We start from the raw sequence: 20,021 nt of genomic DNA on the forward strand, positions 1-20,021 counted from the left end.
CCTTACGAGCGCCGCCCAGAACTTGTTGCTTTTGAAATCGCGCTTCAACGATCGGACATGGACTGCCCTGCGTTACCCGACGACGATGCGAACCGCCTTACCAGCCGAAGCCGACGCCCACGCCCGCCGAGCTCTCCGAATCGCTGAACGCACCGCCGACGGTGACCGTGGCCCGGTCGCTGATCGCGCGCTGATAACCGATCGACAAGGCCTGCTCGCCGCCCTGGAAACCGGCGCCGACCGCGATGCGGTTCTGGGTGCGCAGGCCGGCGGCGCTGGCCGACATCTGCACCATCGCCGAGGTCATCGCGCCCAGCTTGTCGATGCGTTCGTCCTGCTTGTTGAAGCGCCAGTTCATGTCCTCGCGCAGTTCGTTGATCGCCGCGGTCGGCGCCGCCAGCATCTGGTTCATGCGCGCATCGGTGTAGGTGTTGGCGCTGCGCAGCGTCTGCGCATCGCCGGCCTGCACCTGGGCGACGTTGGCCGCATCGGTCGGCGCAGTGCCGGTGGCGACGTTGGACACGCGCGTGCCGCCACCGCCCTGCAGAGTGACCTGTGCCTTCGAAGCGTCGTCATAGGTCACCGACGAAGCCACACCGGCGCCGACCCGCGTGTAGAGATCGGTCAAACGGCCGTCGACCGCGGAGAAGGCCGCGCCGACGTCGTTGTAGTTGCCGCCCTGGATCACGTAGGTCGGCGGCGTGAACACACCGCCGGCGAAGCTTGCGCCGCCACCGAAGGCGCCGCTCAGGGTGTTGAGCTGCGACAGGTTCACCGCATCGGTGTCTTGGGTGGCCGCGGCGACGTTGACCAATTGGCGCTCGCTGCCGGCCGCACCGAAGGACACGCTGTTGGCGCGGTCGGCGATGGAATCGCTGCCGAGCGCGACCGAGCCGACGGCCGACGCCGAGCTGTTGGCGCCCAACGCAGTGGCATTGTCGGCGCTGGCCGAACTGCCGGCACCGTTGGCGGTGGAGAAGCGTCCGCCGGCGGTGCTGGCCGAGCCGCTCGCGGTGGAGAACTCGCCGGCCGCGGTGGCGCTGTCGCCGATCGCGCTGCTGTTGGCGGCCGAAGCGGTCGCGCCGGTGCCGACTGCGGTGCTCTGGTCGCCCGCGGCGGTGGTGCCCGCGCCGACCGCAACCGCACCGACCGCGCTGGCGGTCGCGCCGGCGCCGGTGGCCACGGCGAAGTCGCCGTCGGCGCTGGCGCCCTGACCGCAAGCGATGGCGCTGCCGCCGGTGGCGGTGGCGCCGCCGGTGGTGGTGCCGCCGAAGCCGTCGTCGAGCACGCAGGGCTCGCCGGCCCAGACGGTTGTGCAAGCCAGCGACAGAGCGGCGGCGAGAAGAGTCTTGTGCGAAATGTTCAAACGGTCCCCCAGTAGGATGTCGTGCGCTGCCGCGGATCCGTGCATCGGCGCGGCGGCGGAAAGAGGCATCGACGCCGACCGCGCAGGCGGCCGCGCCGGGTTTTGAGGTGCCGGACCCGAATGCGGGTCCGGCACCGGAGCGTCACGGCGAGGGCGTGACCGTCAGCGCCACCCGCAGCGCCGCCTTGGGACGCAGCGGATCGTTGCTGGCCACGCAGACATAGCCGGAATAGCTGCCCGGCACGAGGCCGGCGGCGCTGATCTGCACCTGCGTATCGACGTTGGCGCCGACCGCGAGGCGGCCGAACGCGCGCGACGGCGCGCCGATCCAGGTGGCGCCGCAGGCGTTGGCGCCCTGCAACTGATAGGCCATGCCGGGCGCACCGGCCGTCGCCGTCCAGGCACCGCTGCCGTCCGGGACAATGATCGCGCCGCGGTAGATGCTGTCGCCGCTGGTGGCGTTGAACCAGAACCAACCGGTCGCCAAAGGCGCGCGCACCGATACCACCAGCCAGTAGCGACCGGCCGGCAGATTGACGTTCTGGCCGGCGGTGGCGAGGTTGAGGTTGATGGTGGCGAAGCCCGAGGTCGACACGCCTGCGCCGTTCACCGTGGAGGTGTAGCTCCACACCGCCAGCTGCGGCGTCGATTCCGGATTGCCTTCGGGGTTGCCGTCGACGTCGCGGAAGATCGACCAGTTGATGTTGGTCGAAGTCGCCAGGGAGCCGCCGTTGACGAAACCGTCGGCGACGATCCGGGTGATACCGGTCGCATCGCTGAGGGTGAAGTCGTCCGCCGACAGCTGCGCGCGCGCGCCGACCGTGGCCGCGTCGGTAAAGCGAGTGGAACGGCGGCCATTGGCGTTGTTCGGCAACTGTGCGACCAGGGTGCGTCCACCGCTGCCGGTGTTGTCGATCTGCCAATCCAGGTTGGAACCGCCGATGTTGCCGAGGCGGAAGGTCACGTTGCCGCTGCTGCCTTGGGCGAGGGTCAGCGCGGTGGCCGGGGTGGCATCCAGACGCGGCGGTTGCACCGCGACCGCGATCGGCAGGCGCAACAGCGGTTGGCTGGTGTCGCCGCCGGAAGGCGTCAGCACCAACTTGCCGAAGTTGAAGTTGCCGTTCGAGGGCAAGGAACTGGTGCTGACCGTGATCTTGACCGTCTTGGTCTCGCCCGGATTGAGCGTGAACAGCGAGGGCGAGACCAGTGCGCTCAGGCCCTGCACCTTGCCGGTCCAGGTCTGCCGGGTCGACAGCACGTTACGGAAGGTGCGGGTGAACGAGCACGAACCGGCGCAGCTGAACTTGGCCATGCTGGCCAGGTTCAGTGCCGAGACCTCGCCGCCGGCGGCCGGATTGGCCGCACGGTAGTTAGCGGTGGTTTCGTTGAGCACCAGACCGGCGCGGATCGCTTGCTCCAGCTGCAGGCGGCCGGCGCCCATCGCGTGCGCATCGGCCTGAGTGACGCCGTCTTCCTTCAGGACTTCCTGTTTGGCGGTCATCATCAGCGCCGACTTGACCTCGGCCACGGTCCAGTTCGGACGCGCCTGGCGCACCAGCGCGGCGGCGCCGGCATGGTGCGGCGAGGCCATCGAAGTGCCGCTGATCAGGCCGACCAGGTTCTCGCTGCCGCTGATCGCCGTGCCGGCGGTGACCGCCAGGATATCCACGCCCGGCGCGGTGATTTCGGGCTTGATCACATCCAGGCTACCGGCCGGGCCGCGCGAGCTGAAGCCGGCGAGCTGGTCGGGCGTGTTGTTGACGATCACCGACGGGAACGGGATGGCGCCGACGCTGGTGTTGGCGTTGGCGTTGGCGAAGTCGCGCAGCAGGTTGCTGTCGGCCTGGCTGGCGACGAAGGCCGGAACGGTCGCGCCGGTCACCGTCGGGGTCAGCCCCGTGACTTGGTTGTTGGCGATGACCACCGCCACCGCACCCGCAGCCGCGGCGTTGGCGACCTTGTCGGTGAAGTTGCAGGTGCCGCGGCGGACCACCGCGACCGCGTTCTGGAAGGTATTGGCCGGGAACGCGGCGCAGCCGTCGTTGGCGGTATCGATGCCGGCGCTGACCCGCACCGGCGTGTTGGCCGGGATGGCGACGGTGAACGGCGTGCCGCCGCTGCCTTCGGTCAGTTCGATCGCCTGCAGGTCGTCGGGCACGCTGCCCGGGCCGGACACCGACAGCACCCATGCGAAGGTGCCGCGGCCGTGCTGCGACGCCGCGGTGGTGGCGACCCACGGCTCCAGATGGCCGGAGCTGTAAGACCCCGGGCCGTCGTTGCCCGCAGCCGCGGCGACGTAGATACCGGCATCGGTGGCGTTGAGGAACGACAGCGAGGTCGCTTCGCTCCACGGATTGGAACCGCCGCCGATGGAGTAGTTGATGACGTCGACCACGCCGTCGGCGATGGCCTGGTCGATCGAGCGCACCGTGGCGGTGTTTGGGCACAGGCCGCGGCCGGTCGAGATCTGGGTGTAGCAGGCGTCGTAGGCGATGATGTTGGCGCGCGGCGCGACACCGGAAATGCGGATGTTGTGGCCGCGGTAAGTCGCGGTCCAGGCATTGCCGGCCGCGGTCGAGGCGACGTGGCTGCCGTGGCTGTTGGTGTCGCCGAAGCCGGGCTCTTCGCGGATGTCGGCCACGCCGCACTGGTTGCCCGGCGCGTTGCAGACGAAATCGTAGCCGCCGATCAGCTTGTCGTTGCAGCGGCCTTCGTCGACGCCGCCGGGGGCGCAACTGCCCAGGTAGGTGCCGGCGCCGAGCGGGTTGACGTGCCGATAGCCGCTGTCGTCGATCGCGGCGAAGGCCGGGCTGCCGAAGTTGATGCCCGAGTCGATGATGCCGACCACCATGCCTTCGCCACGGAAGCCGGTCGGAGCGGCGTTCCACAGCGCCGGCGCGCCGATCAGCGCAGGGCCGACGTCGGTGGCCTGCTCGTATTCCTTGTACGGTTCGACGAAGCGCACTTCGTCCAGTTGGGCGAGGCGATCGGCCTCACGCGGGGTGAGCTGGGTGACCATGCCGTTGAGGGCGTGGCGCATGCGGAAGTCGATGCGCGGGCTGCGGCCGAGCAAGCCGCGGATACGCTGCTCGTGCTGGGCCTGGACATCGCCCAGATGCTGCACGTAGCCGCGCGCCGCCGCGCTTTGGACATCGATGCGTCCATTACCGGCGACCGTGCTCGGCAGGCGCTTGGGCGCCGGCAAACCGCGCACTTCGCCCTTGTAGCTGCCCAACGGCGCCTCGCGGTACACCACGATGTAGCGCTGATAACCCTCCAGCGCCGCCTCGCTCGGCAGCGACGGCGGCGGTGCGCCGCCGATCGGCCCGCTCGGGCCGGCATCGCGGCCCGACATCAGCGCGCTCGCCCCCGCGACGGCGGCAACCGCGGCGATCGCCGCCGCAATGGAAGTCCTCTTCATCACTTTCCGCATTCCCCTAGCCCCTCTTTGCTGACGCATGCGCTAAGCGCAACGCCTGGCCAACGCGACCGGCATTGCGCACTCGTGTAGGGGAAGGTGGATCCGTCGCGGCGCCGGCGTGGACACGGCCCAGGTGCTGCGTTGTTCCTTCCCCCTGAAGTCACAACGCAGGCGGAATGGGATCCCCCCACCCGTATCACACATTATTTGTGGAGTAACTTTGCGAGCCGTGGCGAAACCGGCCGAACGATGGCCGCCGAAACCCTTGCTCGCGGGCTTGGAATCAGGTAGCCGCGCGCCACGGCCGCAACTGCGCGCCGCGATACACGATCAGATACACCGCCACCACCCAGGCGGTGGCGACCGCCCAGCCGGCGAGGATGTCGGAGGGGAAATGCACGCCGAGATACAGGCGCGAGAAGCCGACCAGGGGCACGAAGGCCGCCATGATCGCCAGCACCGGCCAGCGCCAGCGTGTATTCCAGCTCAGCAGGATCAAGGTCGCCGCGAGCGTCATCGAGCCCATCGCGTGGCCGCTGGGGAAGCTGTAGTTGTGCTCGGGCGCGATCGAGTCCCACAACGACGGCCGCTCGCGGGCGAAGAACTGCTTGGCGGCGATGTTGAGCAGGGCCGAGCCGCCCAGGGCGAGCGCGGCGAAACTGCCTTCGCGGAAACGGCGGCGCGCGATGAGCGCGGCGACCAGGGCGATGTCGAACGGCACCACGCCGTGCAGGTAGCCGATCCGGGAGATCAGCACGAAGAACTTGTCGTAGCCCTCGCGCGCCAGGCCGTGGGCGTATTCGAGAATGGGTACGTCGAAGACGATCGCTTCCTGCTCGTGGATCTCGTCGGCGAGTTCGGCGAAGCCCCACAGCGGCATCAGCAGACCGATGAACACCAACAGCAACAGCCAGCCGTGTCGACGCAGCAGCGCGGCGCCGAAGCGCGCTTCCTGCTGGAGGGTGTCGCCGCCTTCGCGAACGGCGACGCTGGACTCAGACGCCTGCGGCGCGGGCGCCATAATTGCGCTCGACGTAGGTGTCGATCAGGGCGACGAACTCGGTGGCGATGTTCTCGCCGCGCAGGGTCACGGTCTTCTGGCCGTCTTCGAACACTGGCGCCGACGGCGCTTCGCCCGTGCCCGGCAGCGAAATGCCGATGTTGGCGTGACGCGATTCGCCCGGGCCGTTGACGATGCAGCCCATCACCGCCAGGGTGAGGTTCTCGGCGCCCGGATGGGTGATCTTCCACTCCGGCATCTTGGCGCGCACGTGTTCCTGCACCTTCTGCGCGAGTTCCTGGAAGAAAGTGCTGGTGGTGCGGCCGCAACCCGGGCAGGCGGTGACCATCGGCGTGAACGCGCGCAGGCCCATGGTCTGCAACAGTTCCTGGGCGACGATGACTTCGTTGCTGCGGGCCTGGCCCGGCTCGGGCGTCAGCGAAATGCGGATGGTGTCGCCGATGCCTTCCTGCAGCAGCACGCCGAGCGCGGCGCTGGACGCGACGATGCCCTTGCTGCCGATGCCGGCCTCGGTCAGGCCCAGGTGCAGGGCGTGGTTGCTGCGGTTGGCGAGTTCGCGATACACCGCGATCAATTCCTGCACGCCGCTGACCTTGGCGCTGAGGACGATGCGCTCGGCCGCCAGGCCGAGTTCGACCGCACGCGCGGCCGAGTCCAGCGCCGAACGGATCAGCGCCTCGCGCAACACGCGGCCGGCGTCCCAGGGCTCGGCGCGCTCATGGTTTTCGTCCATAAGCTTCGCCGCCAGGGCCTGATCGAGCGAGCCCCAGTTGGCGCCGATGCGCACCGGCTTGCCGTGTTTGATCGCCAGCTCGATCAGAGTGGCGAACTGGCTGTCCTTCTTTTTGCCGAAACCGACGTTGCCGGGGTTGATGCGGTACTTGGCCAGGGCCTCGGCGCAGGCCGGCTCGGCGGTCATCAACTGATGGCCGTTGTAGTGGAAGTCGCCGATGATCGGCACTTCGATCCCCATCATCGCCAGCTTGTCGACGATGCGCGGCACCGCCGCGGCCGCCTCGGCGGTGTTGACGGTCACCCGCACCATCTCCGAGCCCGCTCGCCACAGTTCGGCGACCTGCTTGGTGGTCGAGGCCACGTCGGCGGTATCGGTGTTGGTCATCGACTGGACCACCACCGGCGCGCCGCCGCCGACTTCGACGCCGCCGACCTTGACCGTACGGGTCAGACGGCGCGGGAGGGGGCCAAAACCGGAATGAGCGCAGGGCAGGACGAGGTCTGAATTCATGCCCGCCATTGTAGCGCCGAGGGCCGGACTTACGTGTCGCGCAGGTGAAGCGCGGTTCGATGAACGGCGCCGCGCAAGGCACGGAGCCGTGGACCGGCGCTGAGACCGGGCCGGCCCATCGCGATACTATCGGCGCCTGCGCCCGCCGCCGCCCCTTGCGGCGCCAGGCCTTCGCTCCCGCCTGCCCCGTCGTCTCTTCAGTCTCTTCCATGCCCCCCAGCGACCCCGATCACGTCCTGACGCCCAGCCAGCTCAATACCCTGGCGCGCAACCTGCTCGAGGACACCTTCCCGCTGATCTGGGTCGAAGGCGAACTCGGCAACCTGTCGCGGCCGTCCTCCGGGCATCTGTACATGACCCTGAAGGACGCGCGCGCCCAGGTCCGCTGCGCGATGTTCAAGCCCAAGAGCAGTTGGCTGAAGTTCGTCCCGCGCGAAGGCCTGCGGGTGTTGGCGCGCGGCCGGCTGACCCTGTACGAAGCGCGCGGCGACTACCAGCTCGTGCTCGACCATATGGAAGAGGCCGGCGAAGGCGCGTTGCGGCGCGCGTTCGAGGAGCTCAAGGCACGGCTCGGCGCCGAAGGCCTGTTCGACGCCGAGCGCAAGCGCGAGCTGCCCCGTTTCCCCTCGCGCATCGCGGTGATCACTTCGCCGAGCGGTGCGGCGGTGCGCGACGTGCTCAGCGTGTTGGCCCGGCGCTTTCCGCTGGTCGAAGCCGAGGTGTTGCCGGTGCCCGTGCAGGGCGACGCCGCGGCGGCGCAGATCGTCGCCATGCTGCAACGCGCCCAGGCCTCGCAACGCTACGACGTCATCGTGCTGGCCCGCGGCGGCGGCTCGCTGGAGGACCTGTGGGCGTTCAACGACGAACGCCTGGCGCGCGCGATCGCCGCATCCGAAGTGCCGGTGGTCTCGGCGATCGGCCACGAGACCGATTTCACCCTCGCCGATTTCGCCGCCGACGTGCGCGCACCGACGCCTTCGGTGGCGGCCGAGCTGCTGGTGCCGCAACGCGAAGACCTGCTGCACCGCCTGCGCGTGCTGGAGGCGCGCCTGCGCAATCTGCAACTGCAACGCCTGCGTCAGGCCATGCAACGCGCCGACCGCGCCGGCCTGCGGCTTAATGCACTGCGCCCGCAGGCGCGACTGGCGGCCCTGCGCGGCCGTCAACAGGACGCGCTGCGCCGCCTCGAACAGGCCTGGCGCCGCCAGCTCGAACGCGAACGCGCGCGCCTGCGCCACGCCGACGCCGTGCTGCGTGCGCACCAACCGCAGCGTCGCATCGCGCGCTTGCGCGAACGCCTGAGCGCCCTCGCCCACCGCCCGCAGGCGGCGATCGCCCGGCGCCTGCGCAGCGACGCCCTGCGCCTGCGCGGCCTGGCGCGCTCGCTCGAAGCCTGCAGCCCCTTGGCCACGGTGGCCCGCGGCTACGCCATCGTCCAACACGAAGACGGCCGCGTCGTGCGCAGCGTGCTCGACGCCGCCCCCGGCGACCGCCTCAACGCGCGGGTCAGCGACGGACAATTGCGCTTGGTCGTGGAAGCGCCGGCCGGCGGCGACGGCGAGCGCGGGTAGCGACACCGGCCCAACAACAGCGAATCGCGGTCAGAATGCGGATCGCGATGCCCTGATCGATGACTGTCGCGACTTATAACCGCAAGGAATCCGGTAGGACGCCGCTCCTACGGCGGCTGTGGCCGGATACGACGCGAGACCGATGCCGTGCGGTCGCGGCTTGCGCCGCTCCTAGCCTGAAGCCAAGCCTCCGGCTGCTATGCCGTTGCCGTTGCCGTTGCCGTTGCCGTTGCCGAGATTTTGATCTGCTTTGCCGCTTTGCCGGTCAAGTGGAGACCCGGAGGGCGCCGCACAGGACGTGCGGCGTTTTCCGATAAGACAGGGACGTCTTATCGGAAAATCCCGGCGCGGGCATCGCACTCGTGGCCTGTGCCCTTGCAAGGAGAGCCCTTTTCTTTGGTTACATTTCTTTTGGGCTTAGCAAAAGAAAGTAACCCGACCGCGTAGCGGACGGAAGCTCTGCTCTTTCTTGAAGGGTTGTGCCGGAGGCCGGCAGAGCGTGGTCGCAACTTACGTCGCTCCTACAGGGGTACTTCGCACTTGCCTGTGGCTTTAATGGAAGCAAGACCAAACGATAAAAGCTTCCGCCACTAAAGCGGCGGGTAACTTTCTTTTGTCTAAAGCAACAAAAGTCCGTCTGGATTCCCTTCGGTCAAAGGTAACCAAAGAAAAATGCTTTTCTTTGAATCACAGGCCCGCACGAGCGGTGCCTCCGCAGGGATTTTTCATACGGGACATCCCTGTCCCGATGAAAAACGACGCGCATCCCTGCGCGCCGCCCTACGGGTCTTCTATTGCCTTCGCTAGTGCCAACCTACGCACAGCAACAGCAACAGCAACAGCCAAGGCCAAGGCCAAGGCCAAGGCCGAAGCTACGGCACAAGGCAAGAGACGGCGCCAGCTTGGAGCCCCGCAGTCGCGGCTCACGCCGCTCCTACAGGGGTTCGGCCGTACCTCCGCCCCCATTCCGCAACGCGACGCACTGTTCCGCCCACACGCCCCCGTTCATCGCCCATCGCTAACGCCATTTGCGCGAACATCGGCGGGCTCGGGCTCCGCCGCCCGATACGGAGTCCCGCATGACCAAGGCGTCCGATCTGTTCGTCGCCGCGCTCGAGGCCGAAGGCGTCGAATACGTGTTCGGCATCCCCGGCGAGGAAAATCTCGATCTGCTCGAATCGCTGCGCACCTCGAGCATCCAACTGGTTCTCACCCGCCACGAACAGGCCGCCGGTTTCATGGCCGCCACCTACGGCCGGCTCACCGGCAAGGCTGGGGTCTGCCTGTCCACCCTCGGGCCCGGTGCGACCAACCTGGTCACGCCCGCCGCCTACGCCCAGCTCGGCGCCATGCCGATGCTGATGATCACCGGTCAGAAGCCGATCAAGACCAGCAAGCAAGGGCATTTCCAGATCGTCGATGTGGTCGACACGATGCGCCCGCTGACCAAGTACACGCGCCAGATCGTCGCCGCCGACAGCATCCCGGCACGGGTGCGCGAAGCCTTCCGCCGCGCCGAAGAGGAACGCCCGGGCGCGGTGCATCTGGAGCTGCCGCAGGACATCGCCGGCGACCCGACCCAGGCGCGCCTGATACCGGCCTCGTTCTCGCGGCGCCCGGTGGCCGAGGACAAGGCCATCGAACGCGCGGCCGAAGCCATCGCCCAGGCCCGCCACCCGATCCTGATGATCGGCGCCGGCGCCAATCGCAAGACCACCGCCAAGACCCTGCACGCATTCGTCGCCCAGCTCGGCATCCCCTATTTCACCACCCAGATGGGCAAGGGCGTGCTCGACGAGAACGGCCCGCTGTGGCTCGGCAATGCCGCGCTGTCGGACCACGATTTCGTCCACCGCGCCATCGATGCCGCCGACTGCATCGTCAACATCGGCCACGACGTCATCGAGAAGCCGCCGTTCTTCATGCGCGAAGGCCGGCGCACGGTGATCCACGTCAACTACGCCAGCGCCGAGGTCGATGCGGTGTATTTCCCGCAGATCGAAGTGGTCGGCGACATCGCCCACTCGGTCTGGCGCCTATCGCAGGCGCTGCAGCCGCAGGCGCATTGGGACTTCTCGTTCTTCGACCGCGTGCGCAGCGCGTTGTCGCAGCAACTGCTCGACCGCAGCGAAGACGACCGTTTCCCGTTGGCGCCGCAGCGCCTGGTCGCAGAATTGCGCGCCGCGCTGTCACCGCGCGACGTGGTCTGCCTGGACAACGGCCTGTATAAGCTGTGGTTCGCACGCAACTACCGCTGCGCCGAGCCCAACACTTTATTGCTCGACAATGCCCTGGCGACAATGGGCGCGGGCTTGCCCTCGGCGATCGCCGCGCGCATCGTCTGCCCGGACCGCAAGGTCGTCGCGGTCTGCGGCGATGGCGGCTTCATGATGAATTCGCAGGAGTTGGAGACCGCGGTGCGGCTGGGCCTGGACATCACCGTGCTGGTGCTGCGCGACGACGCCTACGGCATGATCAAGTGGAAGCAGGCCCACGAACGCTATCCGAGCTTCGGCATGGACCTCGGCAATCCCGACTTCGTCGCCTATGCCCGCAGCTACGGCGCGCGCGGCCATCGCCCCGAGTCCAGCGATGCCTTCGCTCCCTTGCTGCGCCAGGCCCTCGACACGCCGGGTATCGACCTGATCGAAGTGCCGATCGACTACCGCGACGACGACCGTATCCTCAACGAAGACATTCCGCGCCTCGCCGCCGCCGTGAAGTGACGCGGCGCGCCCCACTTACGACCCAGGAGCATTCCATGGCCCGATCGCCGAAACCGTCCGAGCGCGGCAAAGCCGCCAAACCCGCGAAGCCGGGCAAGGGGCTGAAACCGAGCTATCCCTACTACCTGGCCAACCGCCCGGTCGCCGCCAATACCGCGCTGGAAGTGCTCGACAAGTACAGCGGCAAGCGCGCGACCCGGGTCGCAATGGCCGACGCCGCGGCGGTGCGCAAGGCAATCGTCGCCGCGCACAAGGCGCGCGAAGCGATGGCGGCGTTCACCCCCGATCGCCGCCGCGACGTGCTCGAACACTGCGTGCGCCGCTTCAGCGAGCGCTTCGAGGAACTCGCCTTGGCGCTGTGCATCGAGGCCGGCAAGCCCATTCGCGACGCCCGCGGCGAAGTCACCCGCCTGATCGATACCTTCCGCATCGCCGCCGGCGAGGCCACTCGCAGCAACGGCGAACTGATCGAGCTGCAGATCTCCGAGCGCACCCGCGGTTATCGCGGCATGGTCAAGCGGGTGCCGATCGGGCCGTGCAGCTTCATCACCCCGTTCAACTTCCCGCTCAACCTGGTCGCGCACAAGGTCGCCCCGGCGATCGCCGCCGGCTGTCCCTTCGTGCTCAAGCCGGCGATCAAGACCCCGGTCGGCGCGCTGATCATCGCCGAGGTGCTCGCCGAGACCGACCTGCCGGAAGGCGCGTTCTCGGTGCTGTGCTGCTCGAACGAAGACGCCTCGCTGTTGGTCGAGGACGAGCGCATCAAGCTGCTGAGCTTCACCGGCGGCCTGATCGGCTGGGACCTCAAGGCGCGCTCGGGCAAGAAGAAAGTCACCCTCGAACTCGGCGGCAACGCCGCCTGCATCGTCGATGCCGACCCGGGCGCGAGCCTGGATCATGTGGTCGAGCGACTGGTGTTCGGCGCCTACTACCAGAGCGGCCAGAGCTGCATCAGCGTGCAGCGCATCTACGCCCATGCCGATATCTACGACAAGCTGCGCAAGAAGCTCAAGGCCGCTATCGCGACACTGCGCATGGGCGACCCGCGCGACGAGAAGACTTTCATCGGTCCGGTCGTCGACGTCGATGCCGCCAAGCGCATCGAGTCCTGGATCGACGCCGCGGTCAAGGGCGGCGCCAAGCGTATCGTCGCCGGTCCGCGCGACGGCAACATGATTCCGGCGACCTTGCTGGAGAAGGTTCCGCGCAACTCCGACCTGTACCGCAAGGAAGCGTTCGGGCCGGTGGCGTTCATCGAGCCCTTCGACGATTTCGACAAGGTCCTGAGCACCGTCAACGACAGCGATTTCGGCCTGCAGGCCGGCGTGTTCACCGGCCGCCTCGACCATGCGATGAAGGCCTGGGACCGGCTCGACGTCGGCGGCGTCATCGTCGGCGACGTGCCGAGCTTCCGCGTCGACAACATGCCCTACGGCGGGGTCAAGGATTCCGGCCTCGGCCGCGAAGGCGTGCGTTATGCGATCGAAGACATGAGCGAGCAGCGGCTGTTGGTGATCCGCGATCCAACCGAAGCGATGTAACCTCGGGACTCCCCGAAGCCAGGCCCCTCCCGCTTAGCGGCCGGGGCCGGCTCACCCGCCCGACAACGCCCGAACCTCACGTTCGGGCCGAACCGGCTCAAGGGCCAGCACCGCCCTCCCCCGCAAAAAATTTTCGCAGGCTCAACCCCACGGCCATCGATGGTCCGTTCCACTTCCCAGGTCCACACACCAGGGAAGCCGCCATGAACGTCCGAGCCACGCCGCAGCCGTCGTCGAACCTCCGCTCCATCCGTCCCCTCACTGCGGCCCTGGTGACCGCGCTGGCGTTCTCGATCGCCGGCTGCCAGGCCCCCGGCGAGCTGGCGCAGTCGCGCGACAAGAGCGATGGCGACACCCTCGTTGCCGAAGTCGCTCCTCACGATGACACCGCCGCCGCCGCGCTGGCGGCCGATGCCGCCGCCAGCGCGGCGGCGGCGCCTCCGGCCCCATCGGCACCGCTCGCCGAAGCCGCCAAACCGATTCGTGCCGATGCTCGCGCCAAGGGCGCGGTCGAGCAGTCGCGAGGCCAGGTATACGCAGAAGCCAAGGCCATGCCGGCCGGTAACGCCGCAGCGCAGGGCGCCAGCCTCGACCGCATCGAGGTCACCGGCAGCCGTATCGGGCCGGCCCCACGCATGCTCAAGCGCAGTCAGTTCGCGCAGATGGCGGCTCCGTCCGTGCTCGCGCCGCCGGCACCCCCGCCGCCGCCGATGCACCAGGCCAGCGTCGACACCGAAAAATACGCCGAGCGCGACGACAACCCGGTGCACCGCACCAGCGAACAGCCGCTGTCGACGTTCTCGATCGATGTCGACACCGGCAGCTACGCCAATGTCCGGCGCATGCTCGGCGACGGTCAGCGGCCGCCAGCCGATGCGGTGCGCGCGGAAGAATTCATCAACTACTTCGACTACGGCCACGCCGCGCCGGCCTCGCTGGCCACGCCGTTCCGGGTCAGCACCGAACTCGCGCCGGCGCCGTGGAATGCCCAGCGCCAGTTGCTGATGATCGGCATCAAGGGCTTCGACGTGCCGAAAAAGACCCTACCGCCGGCCAATCTGGTGTTCCTGATCGACACCTCCGGTTCGATGGACTCGCCCGACAAGCTGCCGTTGCTGAAAAGCTCGTTCTCGATGCTGGCCAAACAACTGCGCGCGCAGGACCGCATCTCGATCGTGGTCTATGCCGGCTCGGCCGGCCTGGTGTTGCCGCCGACCCCGGGCGACCGCCAGGAGGAGATTCTCGCCGCGCTCGATCGTCTGCAGGCCGGCGGCAGCACCAACGGCGGCGACGGCATCCGCCTGGCTTATGCGATGGCCAAGCAGGCCTACGTCAAGAACGGCGTCAACCGCGTGATTCTCGCCACCGACGGCGATTTCAACGTCGGCACGGTCGACAACAACGCCCTGGAAACCCTGGTTGCCGACCAGCGCAAGAGCGGCATCGCCCTGACCACGCTGGGCTTCGGCCGCGGCAACTACAACGACGAACTGGCGGAGAAACTCGCCGACGTCGGCGACGGCAACCATGCCTACATCGACACCCTGCAGGAAGCCCGCAAGGTGCTGGTCGAGGAAATGGGGTCGACCCTCATGACCATCGCCCGCGACGTCAAGATCCAGATCGAGTTCAACCCGGCCCTGGTCGCGGAGTACCGCCTGATCGGCTACGAAAACCGTTTGCTTAAGCGCGAGGACTTCGCCAACGACAAGGTCGACGCCGGCGATATCGGTGCCGGCCACGAGGTCACCGCGCTGTACGAACTCACCCCGGTCGGTTCGACAGCGATGCGCCTGCCCGCGCTGCGCTATGCCGGCAGCGCGCCGGCGACCGGCCAAGGCGGCGAGATCGCCAACCTCAAGCTGCGCTACAAGCGCCCCAACGAAGACCGCAGCCAGTTGATCGAAACGCCGATCCGCCGCTCCAGTCTGCGCATGGTCGCGAGCGAACCGATGCGCATGGCGGCCTCGGTCGCGGCCTTCGCCGACACCCTGCGCGGCGGCAGCCAGTACGACGGCTGGGGCTGGGACCAGATCATCGCCACCGCCCGCGGCCTCAAGCTCGACGACCGCTGGGGCCAGCGCGCCGAGTTCATCGGCCTGGTCGAACGCGCGAAGGTGCAGATCGGCGAGATCGGCCGGGTCGGCCCGGTCGCGGGCGTGGCGGTCAGCGAATGAGGGTCGAGGCCGCCTTCGCGGCGGCCGCTTCGACCCGATCGGAGGCGATCGGGTCGACCTCTGCGGGCAGTGCCTCATCGGCGCCGAGTTCGATCAGGCCCGATCCGTCCGCCAGCGCAACCACCGCATCCGATCCGAGCAGGCCTGTGCGATAGCTTTCGGCGATGCTCGCCGCGCTGCGGATGTGTTCGCCGGGATGGCCGAACAGATAGCCCTGGCCGTAGGTGCAGCCCAGCTCGCGCAACGCCGTGCGCTGGGCTTCGGTCTCCACGCCCTCGCCGATGGTGTGGATGCCGAGGGTGCCGGCCAGCGCCTGGATCGCGCGCACTACCGCCACGCTTTCCGGACGCGATTCGCCGACCAAGCCCGCGACGAAACTCTGGTCGATCTTCAAACACTCGATCGGGAACCGGTGCAAGTACGACAACGCCGAGAACCCCGTGCCGAAATCGTCCAACTGCGCCAGCACCCCGTGATTGCGCAGGATCCGCAGCATCCGCAACGCGCGCGGCACGTCGTCGAGCAGGGCGACCTCGGTGATCTCGATGCGCAGGCGGCGCGGATCGGCGCCGGCCTCGTCGATCATCCGCAACAGCCGGTCGGCGAAATCGCCGGAACGGAAATGCCGCGGCGAGACGTTGACCGAGATGTAGCCATCGCCGCCGCGCGCCAGTTCGGTGACCACGCGGCCGTAAAGGATCCAGTCGGCCTCTTCGATCAGGCCGCTGTCCTCGCCCAGGCCGATGAATTCGCGCGGCAGCAACAGGCCGCGTTTCTCGTGACGCCAGCGCAGCAGCGCTTCGTGGCCGATCAGGCCGTGATCGTCGAGGCGCACGATCGGTTGGTAATAAGCGATGAAGGCATCGCCGTTGATCGCGCGGCGCAGGTCGGCTTCCAGGTCGAGAATGCGCATCGCCTGCTCGCGCATCTCCTCGTCGAACACCGCGCAGCGGCCGCGGCCGGCGCCCTTGGCGCGGTACATCGCCGCATCGGCGTCGCGCAGCAGTTCGATGCCGTTGCGATAACGCGGGTGCCACATGGCGATGCCGATGCTGGCCGACGGAAACACTTCGCGCCCGGCCACCCAGCACGGCTCGCCCAGCGTGCGCAGTACGCGCGAGGCCAGTTCCTCGGCCACGCCGAGGCCGTCGATGTTCTCGATCAGGATCGCGAACTCGTCGCCGCCCAAGCGCGCCACGGTGTCGTTGCTGCGCACGGTCGAGACGATGCGGCGGCTGCTTTCGACCAACAGCTCGTCGCCGGCCGAGTGGCCGACGCTGTCGTTGACCAGCTTGAACCGGTCCAGGTCGAGGAACAGCACCGCGAACGCGCGCTGCTCGCGGCGCGCGCGGGCGATCGCGTCGTCCAGGCGTTCGAGCAACTGGCCGCGGTTCGGCAGGCCGGTCAGGGCGTCGTGCAGGGCCTGGTGGGTCAGCTTCTGTTCGGCGCGCACGCGTTCGCCGATCTGGGCGAGCAGTTCGGCGTTGGTGTGGGCCAGCTCGCGGGTGCGCGAAGCGACCCGCTGCTCGAGCTCGCCGTGCGCGGTCACCAGCCGGTCCTGGGCCTGCTTGCGCGCCAGGCCGATGCTGATGTGGTGGGCGACGAAAGTCAGCAGTTCCTGGTCGCGGGCGTTGAAGCTGATCGCGCGCGAATAGCTCTGAATGGCGATCACCCCGACCACCGAGTCGTCGCGGTACAGCGGCACGCCCAGCCAGCAATGCGCGGCCGAGCCGTGGCTGCGCACTTCGCCGCGGCTGTTGAGCTCGGCGATGCGGTGGCGGTCGGCCAGCAGCGGCCGGCCCTGGCGGATCACGTACTCGGTCAGGCCGCCGGCGAGTTGGCGGCTCTCGCGGATCATGTCGCGCTCGTCGATCGAGTACGGGAACTGCAGGCGGTCGCCGTCGTCGGACAGCAGCGCGATGTAGAAATTGCGCGCGTACAGCAGCTCGCTGACCACGTCGTGCACTTGCGAATAGAAGCGGCCGAGGGTGTCGGAGGTGATGGTCAGCTCGGCGATGCGGAACAGCGCGCGCTGCAGGCGTTCCGAGCGCTGGCGCTCGATGATTTCGGCCTGCAGGTCGCGGTTGCTGAGCTGCAATGCATAGGTGCGCTCGGCGACGTGGCGTTCGAGTTCCTCGCGGGCGCCGAAACGGTCGAGCGCGGTCAGGATGTGCTGGGCCACGAACGACAACAAGGCCCGGTCTTCCTCGCCGTAGCTGCCGGCGCTCTCGTAGTTCTGCACCACGATCGCGCCGCAGACGCGTTCGTCGCGGCGCATCGGCACGCCGAGCCAGTCGGCGCTGTCGGGGCCGTGATACTCGTCGGGCGGCACGCCGAGCAGGTCGCGCAACGCCGCCGAACTGCCCTGCAGCGGCTCGCCGTGGCGCAGCAGCGCCAGGGTCAGGCTGGTCGGCATCTCGTCGCCGCGGATCACCCGCTGCGGATCGGCCACATAAGGATCGTTGCGGTCGGCGAAGTACAGAAAGCGCATCGTGTCGGCGACGTCGTCGTAGAGCACGATGTAGAAATTCTCGGCGTACATCAGGCCGCAGACCACGCCGTGGATGCGGCTGAGCAGGTCGGTCATCTCCAGCCCGGAGCCGGCCAGGTCGGCGATGCCGTACAGCGCCTGCTGCAGGCGTTCGGATTTTTCCAGGGCTTCGGCGCGGGCGTGGGCGCGCACCGCCGACAAATCGGCGGCGACGATGCGCCGCGCCATCGCCAGCCAGGCGGCGCGCAACGGCGTCGGCAGGGCCTGCGGCAAGCAGGCGACGATCGCCGCGCGGCTGCCGTCCTCCAGCCACCAGGCCGCCTCGATGCGGTCGCCGCCGCAATCGTCGGAAGCGCCCACCGCGGGCGGATCGCGTTCGAGCAAGGCGCCGGCATCGGCGCGCAAGGGCGCGTCGACACCGGGGGTGAACGATTCGGACAGGCGGCCGTAGGCCGAGCGCCAGCAGACCACCACCAGGGAGCCGACCGGCAGAGCCTCCTGCAACGCACAGGCGAGCGCCTCGCCCGCGGACGACCTATCGCTCACCGTTGCCCCTGGTAATACGTCACTGTGCACCGCATCGCCGCCTTCTGCGCAAGGCGCAGGATAACGCGAGCTTTACAGGATCGGCAGACGGCAACCCCACCGGGGCTCCCGGACCGTTGTTCCGAACATGCAACTGGCCCTCCCATCGCCGCTATACGACGTCTCTCCCGTGCGCAACCGCTTCCCGTCTGCGTCGCCAGGCCGTACCCTGCCGCGGATGAATTCCGGTGCGGACGCTAGCGATGACGTGCTGATGCTGGCCTGGACGGGCGGCGACGCCGCCGCGTTCGAGGTCCTGTATTCGCGTCACCGCGGCCCTTTGTACCGTTTCTTGCTGCGTCAGATCCGTGATTCGGCGCTCGCTGACGAGTTCTTCCAGGACGTCTGGCAGCGCGTGATCGCCGCGCGCGAGGGCTGGAAGCCCGATGCGGCGTTCAGCACCTGGCTGTTCCGGATCGCCCACAACCGCCTGAACGACTACTGGCGCGGCCTCAAGCACCGCCCGCCGACGCCTGCCGACGGCGACGAGCGCGCCGCCCGGGTCGCCGACCCGACCACGCCCGAGCGCGAACTGTCCGAGTTCGAACAGCGCCGCCGCCTGCAGCGGGCGATCGAGGAATTGCCGGAGGAGCAGCGCGAAGTGGTGCTGCTGCGCCTGGAACAGGAACTGAGCCTGGAGGACATCGGCGCCATCACGGGGGCCGGCAGGGAAACGGTGAAGTCCAGACTGCGCTACGCGATGGACAAGTTGCGCGCGAGGTTGACCGAATGAACCGCCGTCACGACGCTCCCGATCCGCTGTCGCCCGAGGAACGCGAGCTGGCCGAGCGCCTGCTGCGCCTGGGACCGCACGACGGCCCCTCGCCGGCGCTCGACGCCAGGATCCTCGTCGCCGCCCATGCCGCCGTGGCGCAGACCCCGCGTGCGCGCAGCAAGACCCGCTGGCCGGCCTGGATCGGCGTGGCGGCCTCGCTGACGCTCGCGATCGGCGTGGCCTGGCAGTTGCGGCCGATGGACAAGGCCCTGGAGTCGGTCGGCGAAGACCAGGCCACCGCCGCCTCGGTGAGCTCGGCCGAGGCCGATGCCAAGGCCGAATCGGCGACGGCCGCGGCCGCCCCGGCCGCCGCCGAAGCCTCGGACTACGCCCGCGACAGCAGCGCCGGCGCGGCCGATGCCGCGGCCGCGATCGCCGTGCCCGAACCCCCGGCGCCGCCGCAGGCTCAGCCGCGAATGATCGCACCGCCCCCGCCTCCGCCGCCGCTGGAAGCCGCCAAGCGCAGCGACGCGGCCGCCGATAGCCTGCACACGCAGCCGCGGCAGCAGGAATACAAGCGGGCCGCCAAGCGGGCCGAGACCCGCGACGTCCAGGCCTTTGGGGCGCCGACGCCGATCGACGCGCCAGCGCCGGCGCCGCCCGCCCCGGCCTCGGCTCCTGTCTATGCGCCGGCCCCGGCCGCCGCGCCCGCCGCCACCGCCAGCGATGCCGCCAAACCGCAGCTCGCCCGCGAGCGGCGCTACGAACTGCAGGAAGCTGCCCCGACGGGCGCAGCCGCCACCTCGGCGCCGAAGGCCGAAGGCGAGCTGCGCGGCAAATCGGCGCCCGCCGCAGCCAACGCCGCCCGTTCGGTCGCTCCTGCCGCCGCTCAGGCTGCCCCGGTCGAGGCCCCACAACCGACGGCCTCGAACGACTCGAGCACACTCGAACGCATCGAGGTCACCGGCAGCCGGATCATGCCGAATGCCGCCCAGGAAGCCCGCCTGACCCCGGCGCAATGGCTGGAGCTGATCCGCGGCTACCGCGACCGCGGCGACACCGAGCTCGCCCGCGACAGCCTGCGCCGCTTCCATCGCGCCCATCCGCAGACGCGGGTGCCCGACGACCTGCGCACCCTGCTGAAATGAGTCCGGGCCATCG

General features: G+C 68.8%; 11 protein-coding genes. 6 read left to right on the forward strand and 5 right to left on the reverse strand.

The features are described 5' to 3' along the window. Positions 1-97: 97 nt before the first annotated feature. The 4 genes from ACKN61_RS16305 to ispG all read right to left on the reverse strand — a co-directional run bounded on the left by ACKN61_RS16305 (position 98) and on the right by ispG (position 7,054). The gene (locus tag ACKN61_RS16305; RefSeq protein ID WP_408950423.1) at positions 98-1,366 is read right to left on the reverse strand and encodes a YadA-like family protein; all 1,269 of its coding nucleotides are present in this window, start codon (positions 1,364-1,366) and stop codon (positions 98-100) included. A gap of 142 nt (positions 1,367-1,508) precedes the next feature. Beyond that, positions 1,509-4,787: a S8 family serine peptidase gene (locus tag ACKN61_RS16310; protein ID WP_408950424.1), complete on the reverse strand. Its 3,279-nt coding sequence runs from the start codon at positions 4,785-4,787 to the stop codon at positions 1,509-1,511. Between the two features lie 283 nt (positions 4,788-5,070). Then, on the reverse strand, positions 5,071-5,808 hold the full coding sequence (locus ACKN61_RS16315) for a phosphatase PAP2 family protein (protein WP_408950425.1): 738 nt from the start codon (positions 5,806-5,808) through the stop codon (positions 5,071-5,073). Continuing rightward, positions 5,783-7,054: a flavodoxin-dependent (E)-4-hydroxy-3-methylbut-2-enyl-diphosphate synthase gene (ispG, locus tag ACKN61_RS16320; protein WP_036149614.1), complete on the reverse strand. Its 1,272-nt coding sequence runs from the start codon at positions 7,052-7,054 to the stop codon at positions 5,783-5,785. Before ispG ends, ACKN61_RS16315 begins: the two co-directional genes overlap by 26 nt. Positions 7,055-7,263: 209 nt before the next feature. Here ispG and xseA point away from each other — a divergent pair, with 209 nt between their 5' ends. The 4 genes from xseA (at position 7,264) to ACKN61_RS16340 (ending at position 15,069) form a co-directional block, all read left to right on the forward strand. After that, positions 7,264-8,625, forward strand: a complete 1,362-nt coding sequence (gene xseA / locus ACKN61_RS16325; RefSeq protein ID WP_408950426.1) for an exodeoxyribonuclease VII large subunit — start codon at positions 7,264-7,266, stop codon at positions 8,623-8,625. Between the two features lie 1,079 nt (positions 8,626-9,704). Then, positions 9,705-11,351, forward strand: a complete 1,647-nt coding sequence (locus tag ACKN61_RS16330) for an acetolactate synthase large subunit (RefSeq protein WP_408950427.1) — start codon at positions 9,705-9,707, stop codon at positions 11,349-11,351. Between the two features lie 35 nt (positions 11,352-11,386). Beyond that, positions 11,387-12,892, forward strand: a complete 1,506-nt coding sequence (locus ACKN61_RS16335; RefSeq protein WP_408950428.1) for an aldehyde dehydrogenase family protein — start codon at positions 11,387-11,389, stop codon at positions 12,890-12,892. 710 nt (positions 12,893-13,602) lie between these two features. Further along, the gene (locus ACKN61_RS16340) at positions 13,603-15,069 is read left to right on the forward strand and encodes a vWA domain-containing protein (protein WP_408953844.1); all 1,467 of its coding nucleotides are present in this window, start codon (positions 13,603-13,605) and stop codon (positions 15,067-15,069) included. Here the strand turns inward: ACKN61_RS16340 and ACKN61_RS16345 are convergent. Next, positions 15,059-18,106 carry an EAL domain-containing protein gene (locus ACKN61_RS16345; RefSeq protein WP_408950429.1) on the reverse strand — a complete coding sequence of 1,016 codons (3,048 nt, stop codon included), beginning with the start codon at positions 18,104-18,106 and terminating at the stop codon, positions 15,059-15,061. The genes ACKN61_RS16340 and ACKN61_RS16345 overlap by 11 nt on opposite strands. A 217-nt stretch (positions 18,107-18,323) precedes the next feature. Between ACKN61_RS16345 and ACKN61_RS16350 the strand changes: the two genes are divergently transcribed. After that, positions 18,324-18,878: an RNA polymerase sigma factor gene (locus tag ACKN61_RS16350; protein WP_408950430.1), complete on the forward strand. Its 555-nt coding sequence runs from the start codon at positions 18,324-18,326 to the stop codon at positions 18,876-18,878. Next, positions 18,875-20,008: a hypothetical protein gene (locus ACKN61_RS16355; protein WP_408950431.1), complete on the forward strand. Its 1,134-nt coding sequence runs from the start codon at positions 18,875-18,877 to the stop codon at positions 20,006-20,008. The genes ACKN61_RS16350 and ACKN61_RS16355 overlap by 4 nt, the downstream gene beginning before the upstream one ends. Positions 20,009-20,021 lie beyond the last annotated feature (13 nt).

Origin of the sequence: Lysobacter sp. Hz25 (genome assembly GCF_046097045.1) — a bacterium.
GTDB classification, from domain to species: Bacteria; Pseudomonadota; Gammaproteobacteria; order Xanthomonadales; family Xanthomonadaceae; genus Lysobacter; species Lysobacter antibioticus_B.